General features: G+C 68.5%; 16 protein-coding genes, 1 other RNA gene and 1 riboswitch. Of the genes, 7 read left to right on the forward strand and 10 right to left on the reverse strand.

From position 1 onward, the window contains the following. Positions 1 to 22: 22 nt before the first annotated feature. The 5 genes from cobC to ABIC51_RS20860 are packed head-to-tail and all read right to left on the reverse strand — an operon-like array spanning position 23 to position 4,276. Positions 23 to 607 (reverse strand): alpha-ribazole phosphatase, encoded by a 585-nt coding sequence (gene cobC, locus ABIC51_RS20840; protein ID WP_175898229.1) that lies wholly within the window; start codon positions 605 to 607, stop codon positions 23 to 25. After that, positions 592 to 1,368: an adenosylcobinamide-GDP ribazoletransferase gene (locus tag ABIC51_RS20845; protein ID WP_042975792.1), complete on the reverse strand. Its 777-nt coding sequence runs from the start codon at positions 1,366 to 1,368 to the stop codon at positions 592 to 594. The genes cobC and ABIC51_RS20845 overlap by 16 nt, the downstream gene beginning before the upstream one ends. Next, complete coding sequence (gene cobT, locus ABIC51_RS20850; RefSeq protein ID WP_027786722.1) at positions 1,358 to 2,413, reverse strand: nicotinate-nucleotide--dimethylbenzimidazole phosphoribosyltransferase; 1,056 nt, start codon at positions 2,411 to 2,413, stop codon at positions 1,358 to 1,360. Before cobT ends, ABIC51_RS20845 begins: the two co-directional genes overlap by 11 nt. A gap of 52 nt (positions 2,414 to 2,465) precedes the next feature. After that, a complete protein-coding gene (locus ABIC51_RS20855) occupies positions 2,466 to 3,281 on the reverse strand; it encodes an ABC transporter ATP-binding protein (protein WP_027786721.1) in 816 nt (271 codons plus the stop codon). Beyond that, positions 3,278 to 4,276, reverse strand: coding sequence for a FecCD family ABC transporter permease (locus ABIC51_RS20860; RefSeq protein ID WP_146253570.1), 999 nt, complete (start codon positions 4,274 to 4,276; stop codon positions 3,278 to 3,280). Before ABIC51_RS20860 ends, ABIC51_RS20855 begins: the two co-directional genes overlap by 4 nt. Positions 4,277 to 4,559: 283 nt before the next feature. Then, a riboswitch (cobalamin riboswitch) is annotated at positions 4,560 to 4,813 on the reverse strand. 154 nt (positions 4,814 to 4,967) lie between these two features. Here ABIC51_RS20860 and ABIC51_RS20865 point away from each other — a divergent pair. The 5 genes from ABIC51_RS20865 to ABIC51_RS20885 all read left to right on the forward strand — a co-directional run bounded on the left by ABIC51_RS20865 (position 4,968) and on the right by ABIC51_RS20885 (position 7,346). Continuing rightward, positions 4,968 to 5,318, forward strand: a complete 351-nt coding sequence (locus tag ABIC51_RS20865; protein WP_021160796.1) for a hypothetical protein — start codon at positions 4,968 to 4,970, stop codon at positions 5,316 to 5,318. After that, positions 5,315 to 5,629 (forward strand): cell division protein ZapA, encoded by a 315-nt coding sequence (locus tag ABIC51_RS20870; RefSeq protein ID WP_011352906.1) that lies wholly within the window; start codon positions 5,315 to 5,317, stop codon positions 5,627 to 5,629. Before ABIC51_RS20865 ends, ABIC51_RS20870 begins: the two co-directional genes overlap by 4 nt. 81 nt (positions 5,630 to 5,710) lie before the next feature. After that, positions 5,711 to 5,892: non-coding RNA, 6S RNA (ssrS, locus tag ABIC51_RS20875), on the forward strand. 71 nt (positions 5,893 to 5,963) lie between these two features. Continuing rightward, positions 5,964 to 6,425: an EVE domain-containing protein gene (locus ABIC51_RS20880; RefSeq protein ID WP_021160795.1), complete on the forward strand. Its 462-nt coding sequence runs from the start codon at positions 5,964 to 5,966 to the stop codon at positions 6,423 to 6,425. 180 nt (positions 6,426 to 6,605) lie between these two features. Further along, on the forward strand, positions 6,606 to 7,346 hold the full coding sequence (locus tag ABIC51_RS20885; RefSeq protein WP_048022579.1) for an SIMPL domain-containing protein: 741 nt from the start codon (positions 6,606 to 6,608) through the stop codon (positions 7,344 to 7,346). Positions 7,347 to 7,455: 109 nt separating this feature from the next. Here ABIC51_RS20885 and lgt read toward each other — a convergent pair whose 3' ends face one another. Beyond that, positions 7,456 to 8,346 (reverse strand): prolipoprotein diacylglyceryl transferase, encoded by an 891-nt coding sequence (gene lgt / locus ABIC51_RS20890; protein WP_060359501.1) that lies wholly within the window; start codon positions 8,344 to 8,346, stop codon positions 7,456 to 7,458. Between the two features lie 89 nt (positions 8,347 to 8,435). After that, positions 8,436 to 9,350: a LysR family transcriptional regulator gene (locus ABIC51_RS20895; protein WP_027786717.1), complete on the reverse strand. Its 915-nt coding sequence runs from the start codon at positions 9,348 to 9,350 to the stop codon at positions 8,436 to 8,438. 135 nt (positions 9,351 to 9,485) lie between these two features. Between ABIC51_RS20895 and ilvD the strand changes: the two genes are divergently transcribed. Both ilvD and ABIC51_RS20905 read left to right on the forward strand, forming a co-directional pair. After that, positions 9,486 to 11,159, forward strand: a complete 1,674-nt coding sequence (ilvD, locus tag ABIC51_RS20900) for a dihydroxy-acid dehydratase (protein WP_060359502.1) — start codon at positions 9,486 to 9,488, stop codon at positions 11,157 to 11,159. A 127-nt stretch (positions 11,160 to 11,286) separates the two neighbouring features. After that, positions 11,287 to 11,613 (forward strand): c-type cytochrome, encoded by a 327-nt coding sequence (locus ABIC51_RS20905; RefSeq protein ID WP_027786715.1) that lies wholly within the window; start codon positions 11,287 to 11,289, stop codon positions 11,611 to 11,613. Between the two features lie 141 nt (positions 11,614 to 11,754). Here ABIC51_RS20905 and ABIC51_RS20910 read toward each other — a convergent pair whose 3' ends face one another. From ABIC51_RS20910 to ABIC51_RS20920, 3 genes are read right to left on the reverse strand one after another with little or no spacing between them, the layout of a single operon-like run. Next, complete coding sequence (locus ABIC51_RS20910; RefSeq protein WP_175898228.1) at positions 11,755 to 12,537, reverse strand: DUF2486 family protein; 783 nt, start codon at positions 12,535 to 12,537, stop codon at positions 11,755 to 11,757. A 25-nt stretch (positions 12,538 to 12,562) separates the two neighbouring features. Further along, complete coding sequence (locus ABIC51_RS20915; RefSeq protein ID WP_021160787.1) at positions 12,563 to 12,979, reverse strand: DNA polymerase III subunit chi; 417 nt, start codon at positions 12,977 to 12,979, stop codon at positions 12,563 to 12,565. Positions 12,980 to 13,013: 34 nt separating this feature from the next. Then, positions 13,014 to 14,525 (reverse strand): leucyl aminopeptidase, encoded by a 1,512-nt coding sequence (locus ABIC51_RS20920; protein ID WP_021160786.1) that lies wholly within the window; start codon positions 14,523 to 14,525, stop codon positions 13,014 to 13,016. Positions 14,526 to 14,562 lie beyond the last annotated feature (37 nt).

A 14,562-nucleotide genomic window follows, 5' to 3' on the forward strand; every position in this document is an offset into this window, starting at 1 on the left:
CCAGATGCGGACGCCGGTGCGCCTATTCGTCCCAGTGCACCACTTCCCACGTTCCCGTGGCGGCATCCGCGCGCAGCCAGACGACACCACCGGCCGGCACCGGCCGCGACAACAGCGTATCGAGCGGCACGCACAGTACATGCGCCGCGAACACGCGGATCACGCCCGCATGCGTGACCGCCCATTGCGGCCGGTCGAACCGCGCGACGGCATCGGCCTGCCGGGCGACCCGGGCAGCGAACCGCGCGACGCTTTCGCCGCCATGCGCGCACGCATGCATCAGGTCGGCCGCCCACGCATCGAGTGCCGCGCGATCGATATCGTCCCAGCGCCGCATTTCCCACGCGCCGAAATTCATTTCCTGCCAGTCCGCCTCGCGTTGCAGCGGCACGCCGCATGCCTGCGCGAGCCGCTCGGCAACCGACGCGCAGCGCGTCAGCGGGCTCGTCCAGACCTGTTCGGGAAGCGGCGCGCCGAGTACCGACAGATGCGCGCGCACGGCCTGGGCGCCGGCGTCGGCCGGCGCGGCGAGCGGCACGTCGCTGCGTCCGTAGCAGATGCCCGGCTCGACACCGACGGCCGGATGACGGATCAGGACGACGTCCATCCGAGCACCACGAGATAGATCGCCAGTTCGCACAGTTGTTGCGTGAAGCCGAGACAGTCGCCGGTATAACCGCCGATCCGCTTCACGAAATAGCGGGCTGCCCACGCGCGCACGAGCACGAGCGCCACGCAGGCGGCGACGCCCATGCGCCAGTCGGGCCAGAACAGCCACGGCAATCCGAACAGCGCGGCGACACACGCCGCGCGCGCCCCCATCCGTTGCGCGACCGGTTTCGCCTTGCCTTCGGGCCGCACGTAGTCGAGCGTCATCAGCAGGCTCACGGCCGCCGCGCGGCTCGCCGCGTGCGCGGCGATCATCGTCCATGCGGCACGCAACGGCAGCATCGACGCAAGCGCCTGCCATTTCACGCCGAGCGCGATCACGAGCGCGACCGCACCGAACGTGCCGATCCGCGAGTCGTGCATGATGCGCAGCACGTCGTCGCGCGTATAGCCGCCGCCGAACGCATCGCAGCTGTCGGCGAGGCCGTCCTCGTGGAAGGCCCCCGTTGCGAGCAGCGTGGCGGCCATCGACAGCCCGACCGCGATCGACACGGGCAACGCGCGCAGCGCGACCAGATACACGAGCGCGCCCCACGCGCCGACGCATGCGCCGACGAGCGGGAAATATCGCGCGGCCTGGTCGAGATCGCCGGCCGCGTAGCCGATCGCGCGCGGCACGGGCACGCGCGTGAAGTAGCCGAGCGCGACGAAGAAGTAGCGCAGTTCGGCCCGCACGCCGCGCGCGCGATCAGGCGTCACGATCGTCGACACCGGCGGATTCGAAGCTCGCCATTTCCGTGAGGAACGCAGCAGCCGCACGCACGAGCGGCAGCGCGAGCGCCGCGCCCGTGCCTTCGCCGAGCCGCAGGTCGAGCGCGAGCAGCGGTTTCGCGCCGAAATGCTCGAGCATGCGCCGGTGCCCGGCCTCGTGCGACGTATGCGAGAACACGCAGTAGTCGCGCACGCCGGGCGCGATGCGCTCGGCGACGAGCAATGCGGCCGTCGCGATGAAGCCGTCGACGAGGATCGTCATCCGTTCGCTCGCGGCTGCGAGATACGCGCCCGTCATCATCGCGATCTCGAAGCCGCCGAACGTCGCGAGCACGTCGAGCGGCGCGATCGCGTGCGAGTGCTTGACGAGCGCACGGCCGAGCACCGCGCGCTTGTGCGCGAGGCCCTGGTCGTCGAGGCCCGTGCCGCGCCCGACGCACGCGTCGATCGGCACGCCGAGCAGGCGGCTCATCAGGCACGCGGCCGACGACGTGTTCGCGATCCCCATCTCGCCGAAGCCGATCACGTTCGTGCCGAGCGACGCGTGCAGGCGCACACGCGCCGCGCCGGCCGCGAGCGCCGTCATCGCCTCGTCGCGCGTCATCGCAGGCTCCGTCGCGAAGTTGCGCGTGCCGCGCGCGACCGGCAGCGACACCAGGCGGTCGGACAGCGGCAGCGGCGACGCGACGCCCGCATCGACGATCTCGAGCGTGCTCTGCGAGACGCCCGAGAACGCGTTGATTGCCGCGCCGCCGGCGAGGAAGTTCGCGACCATCTGCGCGGTCACCGCTTGTGGATAGGGGCTCACGCCTTCGGCGGCAATCCCGTGATCGCCGGCGAACACGATCATCACGGGACGCTGCACGACCGGCCGCTCGGTGTGCTGGATCAGGCCGACCTGCAGCGCGACTGCCTCGAGCTGGCCGAGGCTGCCGGGCGGCTTGGTCTTGTGGTCGATCACATGCTGCAGGCGCTTGCGCAGCGCATCGTCGAGCGGTGCGATCGCGGGCGGGAAGTGGGTCGGGGTCGTCATCGGGAAACCGTGTCGTGGGCGCGGCGTGCACCGCGCATCGGAAAAGGAAACGTCATTGTCGCTCGGGCCACGCCGGCAGCAGCGCATCGCGGCCGTTCTCGCGGATCAGCACGAGCGGATAACCGAACGCGTCGCTCGCGCGCTCGGGTGTCAGCACGTCGTGCACGGGGCCGGCCCACGCGTGGCCACGGCCGTCGAGCAACAGCGCATGCGTCGCGAAACGCCGCGCGAGGTTCAGATCATGGCACGAGAACAGCACCGCGCGCGGGCCCGCGTCGAGCCAGGCGGCCAGCGCGGTCAGGCAATCGATCTGGTGATGGAGGTCGAGATGCGCGAGCGGTTCGTCGAGCAGCATCAACGGCGCGTCCTGACACAGCGTCGCGGCCAGCGCGACGCGCTGCCGCTCGCCGCCCGACAGCGACAGCACGTCGCGCGACGCAAGCGCGGTCAGGTCGAAGGTCGCCAGCGCGTCGCGCGCGGCCGCGCGGTCGCCGTCGCGCTCCCAGCCCCAGCCGCCGAGATACGGAAAGCGGTTGAGCAAGACCGTATCGAACACGGTCGCGCTGAATGCGTCGTGCAGTTGCTGCGGCATCAGCGCGCGGCGCTGCGCGAGCTGCGCGGGCGGCCATGCGGAAAGCGGCCGGCCGTCGATCGCGACGTGTCCGCCGGCCGGCGGCTGCAGCCCCGCGAGGGTCGCCAGCAGCGTCGTCTTGCCCGCGCCGTTCGGCCCGGCGACGCACCAGATCTCGCCTGGACGGAATGCCTGCGTGAAGCCGTCGAGCAGCGTGCGCGCGCCAGCCTTCAGCGTCAGGCCGACGGCCGCGCAGCTCATCTCGTCGCCGCTGGCGCGCAATGCGGCACGGGTCATCGCGTCGGCCTCCTGAGCAACATCCACAGGAACACCGGCACGCCGATCAACGCGGTCATCACGCCGACCGGCAGTTGCGCGGGCGCGATCGCGGTGCGTGCGAGCAGGTCGGCGGCCATCACGCCACCGCCGCCCGCGAGCATCGCGGCCGGCAGCAACATCCGCTGGTCGTTGCCGAATGCGAGCCGCAGCGCGTGCGGCACGACGAGGCCGACGAAGCCGATCGTGCCGGCGGTCGTCACTGCGGCCGCGGCGGCCAGCGACGCGACGAGATAGATCCGCACACGCAGGCGCGCGACGGGCACGCCGAGCGCGAGCGCCGTCGCATCGCCGCGCAGCAGCACGTTCAGTTGCGGCGCGGCCGGCAGTGCGATGCACGCGGCCAGCAGCAGCGCGCCCCACGCGAACCACGGTGTGCTCACGCCGTTCAGGTCGCCCGTCAGCCAGAAGATGATGCCGCGCAGCCGCGCATCGGGCGCGAGCGACAGCAGCAGCGTGACGAGCGCGCCCCACCCCGCCGCGATCACGACGCCCGTGAGCAGCAGCCGCGGCGACGCATCGCGCGCCTCGCCGCGCCCCAACTCGCGGCGCGCGAGTCCGAGCACGAGCGCGACCGACACGAGCGAGCCGGCGAACGCCGACACATCGACGAGCCACCATGCGCCGCCCGCGATCATCGCGACGAGCGCGAAGCCGGCCGCACCGCCGGACACGCCGAGCACGTACGGATCGGCGAGCGGGTTGCGCAGCAGCACCTGCAACAACGAGCCGGCCAGCGCGAGCAGCGCACCGCACGCGAAGCCCGCGAGCGCGCGCGGCAGGCGCAGCGTGCGGACGATGTCGGCAAACAGCGCGTCGCCGCCATGCGGCACGAGCGACGCGAGCGCCTGCCACGGCGACATCGGCACGCTGCCGATCGACAGCGACGCGACGAACAGCAACGCGACCGCCGCGGCCAATGCGGCCCAGATCGCGGTGGCGCGCGCGGCGCTCATGCGGCCCTCCGCGCGACGGACGACACTGCGCACATCGGCGCGCTACCGCTGCGGGCCGGGCGCGACATCGGCGCAGTGCAGCGTGTTGCAGGCATACCCAAGCTCGTGATCCTTGCGGTCAAGTGGTCGACGCGCACGACGACCTTCCGGTGGTCGCCCGGTTCGAGAACGTCATCAAGATGGCAGAAATCGGCGCCGCCGACGATTGGGGTCAGCATCGAAGATCAATCCCGTGAAGCACTGCGCGCCCCGCTTCCCCGCAGGCCGCGCGTCACGAAGCCCGTGCGGGCTCCCCGCCTCGGCCGGTATCCGGGCTGGCGGCGGTCCGGCTCGCCTTCCCGCGCGAAAACGCGCAGTGGCCCGCGTCCGCATGCGAAACGTGCATGCGGAACGCGCCCGAGCCGGCCTGCGTCATGCAACGCGGCCGCTTACCGTTGCGGGGGCAGCGCAGGTTGGCGGCTTCCTGGCGGAGCCCGCGCCCTGCTTCCCGTTTAACCGCGCGTTGCACGCGCGAGCACCGAGGCGGCGCCAGTTTAGGAGCGGGTCGCACGAGCGTCAAGGAAGCATCCGGACACGCACGTGACGCGCTGATTCGCGGCAAGAAGCAGGGGTGTTACGACTGGAAACGTTACAGATGTCGGTTTGCGCGTTATTCCGCGCTAAAATGCTGGGTCTTTAGAGGACGCAGCAAATGCTCAACGAACTCGAAACCCTATCTCAAAATATTGGCCGTCTGATTTCGCTGAACAAGCGCTATCACTCGGAACGGCTCGCGCTCGAGGAGCAGGTCGCGCAATTGCGCGCGGACGCGGACACGGTCCGCGCGGAACTCGCGCAACTGCGCGACGAACGCAATGCGCTCGCGGCCGAGCGCGACACGCTGTCGGCAAAGATCGACGACGCCCAGGTGAAACTGAACGCGATTCTCGAAAAGCTGCCGCGCTCGAAAAGTGCGGAGCAAGCCGACAACCAGCTCGACCTGCTGGATGCGCAGGCGCGTACGGATGGCGATGACGCGGCCAGCCACGGAGAACATGCATGAGCACCAAGCAGATCGAAGTCTCGATTCTCGGTCAGGCCTATCGGCTCGCCTGCTCGGCCGAGACCGAAGCGGCACTGCTCGAAGCGGTCGCGCGCGTCGACGCCGAAATGTCGAAAATCCGCTCGAACAGCTCGGTACGCGGCACCGATCGCATCGCCGTGATGGCGGCGCTGTCGCTCGCTTCCGAATTGCTGCGGCTGCAAACGAGCGTGCGGCACGGTGAAGCATTTCCGGCGGAGGAAATCCGTCGTACAATGCACCAGATGAACGAACAGCTCGGCGCGGTGCTCGCACAGCACGAGACGCAGTAACGTTTTAATCGATGCGTCGATTCCCCTTGATCTCGGCGATCAACGGTGGTCAAATTGGCGCATCGAATCACAGTTCAGTCAGCTTCCCTGCCTGGTTCGCCAAGGTCATATATTCCTTGAACCAATGCCATGTGCACGGTTGCGGAAATTTGTAGCACGGGCGCGCGCGTCACTCTGTCTGATGTACCCGAAGTGCTGCTAACTGCGACCAATTCTGAACCTCAGGTTCAGGATGCCGGCCTAGCGGCCAAGGCGGGGGCCTATCCAACGGCATCGGGCGAAGCCCGGTGCCGTTTTCTTTTGTAGCAGCCTCTTTCTGCGTCGATCACGATCCATGCAATACTGGCTGATGAAGTCCGAACCGGACGAAGCAAGCATCGACGATCTCGCCAACGCACCGCAGCGCTCGCTGCCGTGGACCGGCGTGCGCAATTATCAGGCGCGCAATTTCATGCGCGACACGATGAAGATCGGCGACGGTGTGCTGTTCTATCACTCGAGCTGCCCCGAGCCGGGCATCGCGGGCCTCGCCGAAGTATCGTCGACGCCCTACCCCGACCCCACGCAGTTCGATCCGAAAAGCCCCTATTACGATCCGAAGTCGACCCGGGAAGCGCCGCGCTGGCTGCTCGTCGACGTGCGCTACGTGAAAAAATCGCCGCTCGTGCCGCTCGCCGCGCTGCGCGAACACGACGAACTCGCCGACATGCGCGTGCTCGCACGCGGCAACCGGCTGTCGATCACGCCCGTCACGCGCGCCGAATGGCGGTTCATCACCGAAAAGCTGATGAAGTAGGCGCACGCCAAACGTCAAATCTGGTCAGTACGCGCCGCCGCCACGGAACTCGCGGCACTTTCGCGCGGCCTAAGCAACCGCTGCCGGCCGATCGAGCCGGCCGTCGTTTTTTCGTCGCGCGGTACGCCCGCGTCGCGCACGCGTGATCCGCGTGCGCGCCCTCGCACAAGGAGTCCAACAATGACCAAGAAATCCGCACTCGCGCTGTCGCTCGCCCTTGCCGCCGCCGTTCCCGTCGCGCTGACGCTCGCGTCACCCGCCGCGCACGCGCAGGCCGCGAACCCGCACTTTCCGGAGCCGGCAGGCGTGCTGTCGCTGTCGTCGCAAGCCAGCGCCGACGTGCCGCAGGACATCATCCACATCACGCTGTTCTACGAGCAGCAGGCCAAGGATCCGGGCAGCCTCACCGCGCAGTTGAACCAGCGCGCCGACGCCGCCCTGTCGCAAGCGAAAAGCGTATCGGGCGTCACGGCACACACGGGCGCATTCTCCGTCTATCCGAGCACCGATCGCGACGGCAAGATTTCCGCATGGCGCGGCCGCACCGAGGTCGCGCTCGAATCGCGCGATTTCGCCGCGGCGTCGAAGCTGGCAGGCCAGTTGTCGAACCTGATGCAGGTCGCCAATGTCGAGTTCTCGCTGTCGCCCGAAGCGCAGCGCGCAGCCGAGCAGAAGCTGACGACCGAAGCGATCAAGTCGTTCCGCGCCCGCGCGGACGAAGCCGCGAAGGCATTCGGCTACAGCAGCTACACGATCCGCGACGTGAACGTCGGCGGCGGCCGCAACGTGCAGCCGTATCCGCGCATGATGGCGATGGCCGCGGCACCGATGGACAGCGCGAAGATGAGCGCACCGATCGCGGTCGAAGGCGGCAAGGCCACCGTGTCGGTCACCGTCAACGGGTCCGTGCAGATGAAGTAACGCGCAGCGCGCGGCAGTCCGAAATGAAAACGCCGGCCCGAAGGCCGGCGTTTTTCATTTCAATGCGTGGCCCGATGCACGCGCCGATCGCGCGTGCATCGTCATCACATCACGCAACGGCATTCGCCGCGCGGCGGCGATACGCCCAGACCATCAACGCGATGCCCGCGATGATCATCGGCAGCGACAGCCACTGCCCCATCGACAGGCCGAGCGCGAGCAGGCCGAGGAAGTCGTCGGGCTCGCGCGCGAACTCCACCGTGAAGCGCGCGAGGCCGTAGCCGATCAGGAACAGCGCGGACACGGCGCCCATCGGCCGCGACTTGCGCGCGAAGAGGAACAGCGCGAAGAACAGCACGATGCCTTCGAGCGCAATTTCATAGAGCTGCGAAGGATGACGCGGCAGCATCTGGTATTGCATGAACACGTCGGCGAGATGCCACTTCTCGACGAGTTCCGGATGCTTCGGCAACCATGCCGCATCGTCGCGCATCGCACCCGGGAACAGCATCGCCCACGGTGCGGACGGATCGGTCACGCGGCCCCACAGTTCACCGTTGATGAAGTTGCCGAGCCGCCCGGCCGCGAGCCCCGTCGGCACCATCGGCGCGACGAAATCGGTGACCTGCAGCCAATGGCGCTTGCGCTGCCACGCGAACAGCGCCATCGCGAGCGTCACGCCGAGGAAGCCGCCGTGAAACGACATGCCGCCCTCCCACACCTTGAACACGTCGAGCGGATGCGAGAAGTAGAAATCGGCCTTGTAGAACAGCACGTAGCCGAGGCGGCCGCCGAGCACGGTGCCGAGCACGCCGTAGAACATCATGTCGTCGATGTCCTTCACGGTCCAGCCCTGCGCCGCGACGTGCGGCAGCTTCAGGCGGATCCGGCCGACGACGATCGCCGCGATGAAGCCGACGAGATACATGAGCCCGTACCAGCGCACGGCCAGCGGCCCGAGATGGATCGCAACGGGGTCGAAATTCGGGTGAATGATCATGGGTTAGCGAAGAAGTTTTCGAATGCGGTGCGGCCGTCGCACACGCGCAGCACCGCGCGTTGGACGGCACCGGCGCGCCATCGTTCACGTCACGGGGCGAGCCCCTGCGCGCGCACGACGTCGAGGAAGCCGGCCAGCACGGGGCTCACGTCGCCGGAACGCCACACGAGGCCCGTCTCGACGACCGGCGCGTGACCGGCGAGCGGCCGGTAGACCACGCCGGTGCGCCGCAGGTTACGCAGCGATTGCGGCACCAGTGCGACGCCCATGCCGGCCGACACGAGGCTGACGATCGTCTGCATCTGGATCGCCTCCTGGCCGATGCACGGGGTTTCCCCCGCCGCGCCGTAGCAGCCCGTAATGATGTCATAAAAGCCGGGCGCCAAACGACGCGGAAAGATCACGAGCGGCAACGCGGCGACTTCCGCGAGATGGACGGGCTCGTCTTCAGGCGCGTCGCTCGCGGCCGCCGGCATCGCGATCACCAGCGGCTCGCGCAGGACAGGCAGGTACGACAGCCCGGCCGCGTGGCGCGGCGGCACGGGCGGAATGACGAGCCCCGCGTCGATGCGGCCAGCGACGAGTTCGTCGATCTGCACGTCGCTCGTCGCCTCCGCGAGTTGCAGGCGCACCTGCGGATAACGCGCGCCGAACGCACGCAGCAGCGAAGGCAGCAGCCCGTAATCGGCGGTCGACACGAACGCGAGCGACAACGAGCCGGCCTCGCCGCGCGCGAGCCGTCGCGCCAGCGGCGGCAACGCATCGGCCGACGCAAGCAGCCGGCGCACATCGGGCAACAGCGCGGCCCCGACCGCCGTCAGCGCCACCGAACGCTTGCTGCGCACGAACAGCGCGACCCCGAGCGTGTCCTCGAGCGCGCGGATCGCCTGCGACAGCGGCGGCTGCGTCATCGACAGGCGTTCGGCCGCGCGGCCGAAATGGCGCTCGTCCGCGACGGTCGCGAAATAGCGCCACTGGCGCAGGTCGGGAGTCGGATCAGCCATGCGTCTTTCATTCAGGAAACGACTTAATAGGCGACAAATAATATATTGGACATCCCAATCCGGAAACTCCATGCTTGACTGATCCGAACCGGCGCGCCGTTCACCGGCGCCGCCCAGACAACGATGGAGTCCCCCATGGCTTACAACCGCCGCTCGAGGCACATCACGCAAGGCGTGGCCCGATCGCCGAATCGCTCGATGTATTACGCGCTCGGTTACCAGAAGGACGATTTCGACAAGCCGATGATCGGCATCGCGAACGGCCATTCGACGATCACGCCGTGCAATTCGGGCCTGCAGCGCCTGTCGGATGCAGCCGTCGCGGCCGTGAAGGCCTCCGATGCGAACCCGCAGATCTTCGGCACGCCGACGATTTCGGACGGCATGTCGATGGGCACCGAAGGCATGAAGTACTCGCTCGTGTCGCGCGAGGTGATCGCCGACTGCATCGAGACCTGCGTGCAGGGGCAATGGATGGATGGCGTGGTCGTCGTCGGCGGTTGCGACAAGAACATGCCGGGCGGGATGATCGCGCTCGCGCGCCTGAACGTGCCGGGCATCTACGTGTACGGCGGCACGATCCGCCCCGGCAACTGGAAAGGCCGGGACCTGACGATCGTCTCGTCGTTCGAGGCCGTCGGCGAATTCACCGCGGGCCGGATGTCGCAGGAGGATTTCGAAGGGGTCGAGCAGAACGCATGCCCGACGTCGGGTTCGTGCGGCGGGATGTACACCGCGAACACGATGAGTTCGTCGTTCGAGGCGCTCGGGATGTCGCTGCTGTACTCGTCGACGATGGCCAACCCCGACCAGGAGAAAGTCGATTCGGCCGCCGAGTCGGCGCGCGTGCTGGTCGAGGCCGTGAAGCGCGACCTGAAGCCGCGCGACATCATCACGAAGGAATCGATCGAGAACGCGGTGTCGGTGATCATGGCGACGGGCGGTTCGACCAATGCCGTGCTGCACTATCTCGCGATCGCTCACGCGGCCGAGGTCGACTGGACGATCGACGACTTCGAGCGCATCCGCAAGCGCGTGCCCGTGATCTGCGACCTCAAGCCGTCGGGGAAGTACGTCGCGACCGACCTGCACCGGGCCGGCGGGATTCCGCAGGTGCTGAAGATCCTGCTCGACGCGGGGCTGCTGCACGGCGACTGCATGACGATCACCGGCCGCACGATCGCCGACGAACTGAAGGACGTGCCCGCCGTGCCGCGCGCGGACCAGGACGTGATCTTCCCGATCGACCGCGCGCTGTACAAGGAAGGCCACCTTGCGATCCTGAAAGGCAATCTCGCGGAAGACGGCGCGGTCGCGAAGATCACCGGCCTGAAGAACCCCGTGATCACGGGCCCGGCGCGCGTGTTCGACGACGAGCAGAGCGCGATGGATGCGATTCTCGGCGACCGGATCCAGGCAGGCGACATCCTCGTGCTGCGTTATCTCGGCCCGAAGGGCGGCCCCGGCATGCCCGAAATGCTCGCGCCGACGTCCGCGATCATCGGCAAGGGGCTCGGCGAATCGGTCGGCTTCATCACCGACGGCCGCTTCTCGGGCGGCACCTGGGGCATGGTGGTCGGCCATGTCGCACCCGAGGCGTTCGTCGGCGGCACGATCGCGCTCGTGCAGGAAGGCGACTCGATCACGATCGACGCGCACCGGCTGCTGCTGCAGTTGAACGTGGACGACGCGGAACTCGCGCGCCGCCGCGCCGCGTGGCAACAGCCGGCACCGCGCTACACACGTGGCGTGCTCGCGAAATTCGCGGCCCTCGCCCGGCCCGCGAACCAGGGTGCCGTCACGGGTTGACACGGGTGCATCGCCGCATGCGACCCCGTTAAGCAGGGCCGCCGGGGGAACGCGCAAAACGCGCTTTCCCTTTGCTTTTATAATGCGCGGGTCATGAAGCCGGCCGTCCCCGCCGGCGGAGAACCGCATGAAACACTCGATATTGCGCGTCCTGCTCGCCACGCTGCTGATCGGCAGCGGGGCGGCGGCGCGCGCCGACCAGGCCGACGGGCTCGCGCTTGCCCAGCGCAAGAACTGCATGGCCTGCCACGCGATCGGCAAACCGCTGATGGGCCCGTCGTTCCGCGACATCGCCGGCAAGTATGCGGCGCGCGGCGACGCCGTCGATTACCTCGCCCAATCGATCGTGAAAGGCAGCGTCGGCGTATGGGGCAGTGTGCCGATGCCCGCCAATACGCAACTGACGAGCGCCGAAGCCCACACGCTCGCGCAATGGGCGCTGTCGGTGCGCTGATCCGGGCGCAACGGCCGGAAACCGCCGTCGCGCGGGGTTCCACCGGCAGGCAGGCTCGCCGAGGCTGACCCGCACCTCGCCGGCCGCTTGGCCGGCCCTTACTGGAATCGCACCCCGTTTTTCACCTGAACGGCCGCGCACTCAACCGGCATGACCGGCGCGGCGGCGTGCGATTTCTTCGTCGACCGCGTCGCGAACCCAGTCCATCACCTCGGTTTCCAGCGCCAGCGCCACTTCGCGCGTGATCTGGCCGACCAGCCAGGCCGAATGCTCATGCAGCGCGTCGCGACAACTGGCCTCGATGGCGTCGCGCCCTTCCCCGGTCAGATAGTTCGTCAGGCGATTGCGCAGGCGCTCGGCGATGTGCTGGGCATCTTCCGGCGTCAGCCCGGCCACGGCCTGCGCATCCTGCTGCGGCGCGGCGGCCGCTGCGGCCACTGCGACGGCCTCCGGCATGTGCGCTTCACGCGCGTGCCCGACCGCCTCACGCGCCACCGCGGCGAACGCGTGCGGCAGCACATCGTCGTCGGCCAGCGACGAGCGCAGCGGCGCACTCATCGCCGCCGAGTCTTCGGCAACCACGTGCTCCGCGGCGCCGGGCTCAGCCGGCGCATCGGTCTCGCCAAGCGCGGCGGCGGCGACAGTCGCAGCCGCCACCGCCTCGTCGCCCGGCAGTTCGACCGCCGGCACGTGCGGCGTCGGCACGGGTTCGACCACGACGGAATCGGGGTCGAGTGCGTCGGGCATGGAGTCGGCCGGCGCCGCACCCGTGGTGCGTGGCGCGACCACGTCGGTCAGCACCGGAATCGCCGCGCCGGCGGGCGGCTGCGGAGCGTCGGGCGCGGGCGCGCGCGCCGGCACCGGCTTGCCCGGCACCAGCACGTCGGTCAGCGTCGGGATCGAGGATGAATCGGCTTCTGTCACGGGAACACTCCGTCGACGGTTGCGGCTAGCTGCCCTGCTTGTAGTTGTTCAGCGCGTATCCGCGGTCGCGGTAGAACCGGTAGCGGTCGCGGCCCGCGGCCAGCTCGTCCGGCGCGTTGCCGACCACTTCGAGCAGGCGCTCGAAGCGGGCGAACTGCGCGGGCACGGCCGCGCCGAGGTTCAGCAGCACGTGATGATGCGGTGCGCGGTCGAGATCTGCGGCCAGCACGATCGGCGTGCCGGCTGCGTGCTCGCTGTCGACACCGCAATGCGGGATGAAATCGAGCGGCGAGAACGTCCAGAGCCGCTCGTCGAGCGCGCGCAGGCGCGCGGGCTCGGCGAGCACGACGACCGGCTGCCCGGCCTGGTAGGCCTTGCGCAGCAGCCGGCACGCGTACGCGAGCGAATCGCCGACGTTCGAGTGGAAATCGATCCGCGTCATTGCCCGCCTACCCGCAGCGTCGTCAACACCGCCATCACTGGCCGGCGCGGTCGATCAGGAACTGCGCGAGCAACGGAACCGGACGGCCCGTCGCCCCCTTCGCCGCACCGCCCTTCCACGCGGTGCCCGCGATGTCGAGGTGGGCCCACGGATAGCTGTCGGTGAAGCGCGACAGGAAGCACGCGGCGGTCACGGCGCCGGCCGGGCGCCCGCCGATGTTCGCGAGATCCGCGAAGTTCGACTTCAGCTGATCCTGGTACTCGTCGTCGAGCGGCATGCGCCATGCCGGGTCGTTCGCCTCGCGCGACGCGTCGAGCAGTTCGCCCGCGAGCGCGTCGTTCGTCGAGAACAGGCCGCTGTTGTGGCCGCCCAGCGCGATCACGCACGCGCCCGTCAGCGTTGCGACGTCGATCACGGCGGCCGGCTTGAAGCGCTCGGCATACGTGAGCGCGTCGCACAGGATCAGGCGCCCTTCGGCGTCGGTGTTCAGCACCTCGATCGTCAGGCCCTTCATGCTGGTGACGATGTCGCCCGGCTTCGTCGCGTTGCCGCCCGGCATGTTCTCGCAGGTCGGCACGATCGCGACGACGTTGATCTTCAGGCCCATCTCGGCGACCGCACGCATCGTACCGAGCACCGAACCGGCGCCGCACATGTCGTACTTCATCTCGTCCATGCCTTCGCCCGGCTTCAGCGAGATGCCGCCCGTGTCGAACGTGATGCCCTTGCCGACCAGCACGACCGGCGCGGCCTTCGCGGCGGCGCCCTGGTAGTGCAGCACGATGAACTGCGGCGGCTCGACCGACGCCCGCGCGACCGACAGGAACGAGCCCATCTTCAGCGCCTGGATCTGCTTGAGCCCGAGCACTTCCGCCTTCAGGCCCCAATCCTTCGCGATCTTCTTCGCGGTGTTGCCGAGGTAGGTCGGCGTGCAGACGTTACCCGGCAGGTTGCCGAGGTCGCGGGTGAGATCCATCCCGTTCGCAAGCGCGACGGCCTGCTTGACCGCGACTTTCGCGGCCTTTTCGTCGGACGGATCGACGCTGAACACGACGCGCTTGAGCGTGTGCGACGCCGGTTCCGGCTTGCTCTTCATCTGCGTGAAGCGGTAGGTCTCGTTGCGCAGCGCGAGAATCGCCGCGCGCACGCCCCAGTCGGAGCTGCGCTCGTCGACCGGCAGTTGCGCGAGCGTGAACGTGACCTGGACGACCTTGGTCGCCAGCAGCGCGCGCCACGCGGCCGTCGCTGCGTCGTTATAGGCTTTCTGGTTGAAAGCATCCTGCTTGCCGAGGCCGACGAGCAGCACGCGCGACGCGCCGATGCCCGACACTTCGTGCAGGAACAGCGTCTTGCCGCGCTTGCCGTCCATGTCGCCGGCCTTCACCACGCGCGAAATCAGTCCCTTGGTGGCCGTGTCGATGTCGAGCGCCGCGCCCGAGAGCGTCTGCGCCTCGAAGATGCCGAGCACGATGCAATCGGACTTCCCGGTCAGGAACCCCTTCGCCTCGCCTTTGCTCCAATCACAGCCTTTTATGCTAAAGTCCATCGCGCTTGTCCTCGGATAAAATCTGGGCTAAGGATGA

The organism is Burkholderia sp. 572, assembly GCF_040545135.1.
Lineage (GTDB): Bacteria > Pseudomonadota > Gammaproteobacteria > Burkholderiales > Burkholderiaceae > Burkholderia > Burkholderia cepacia.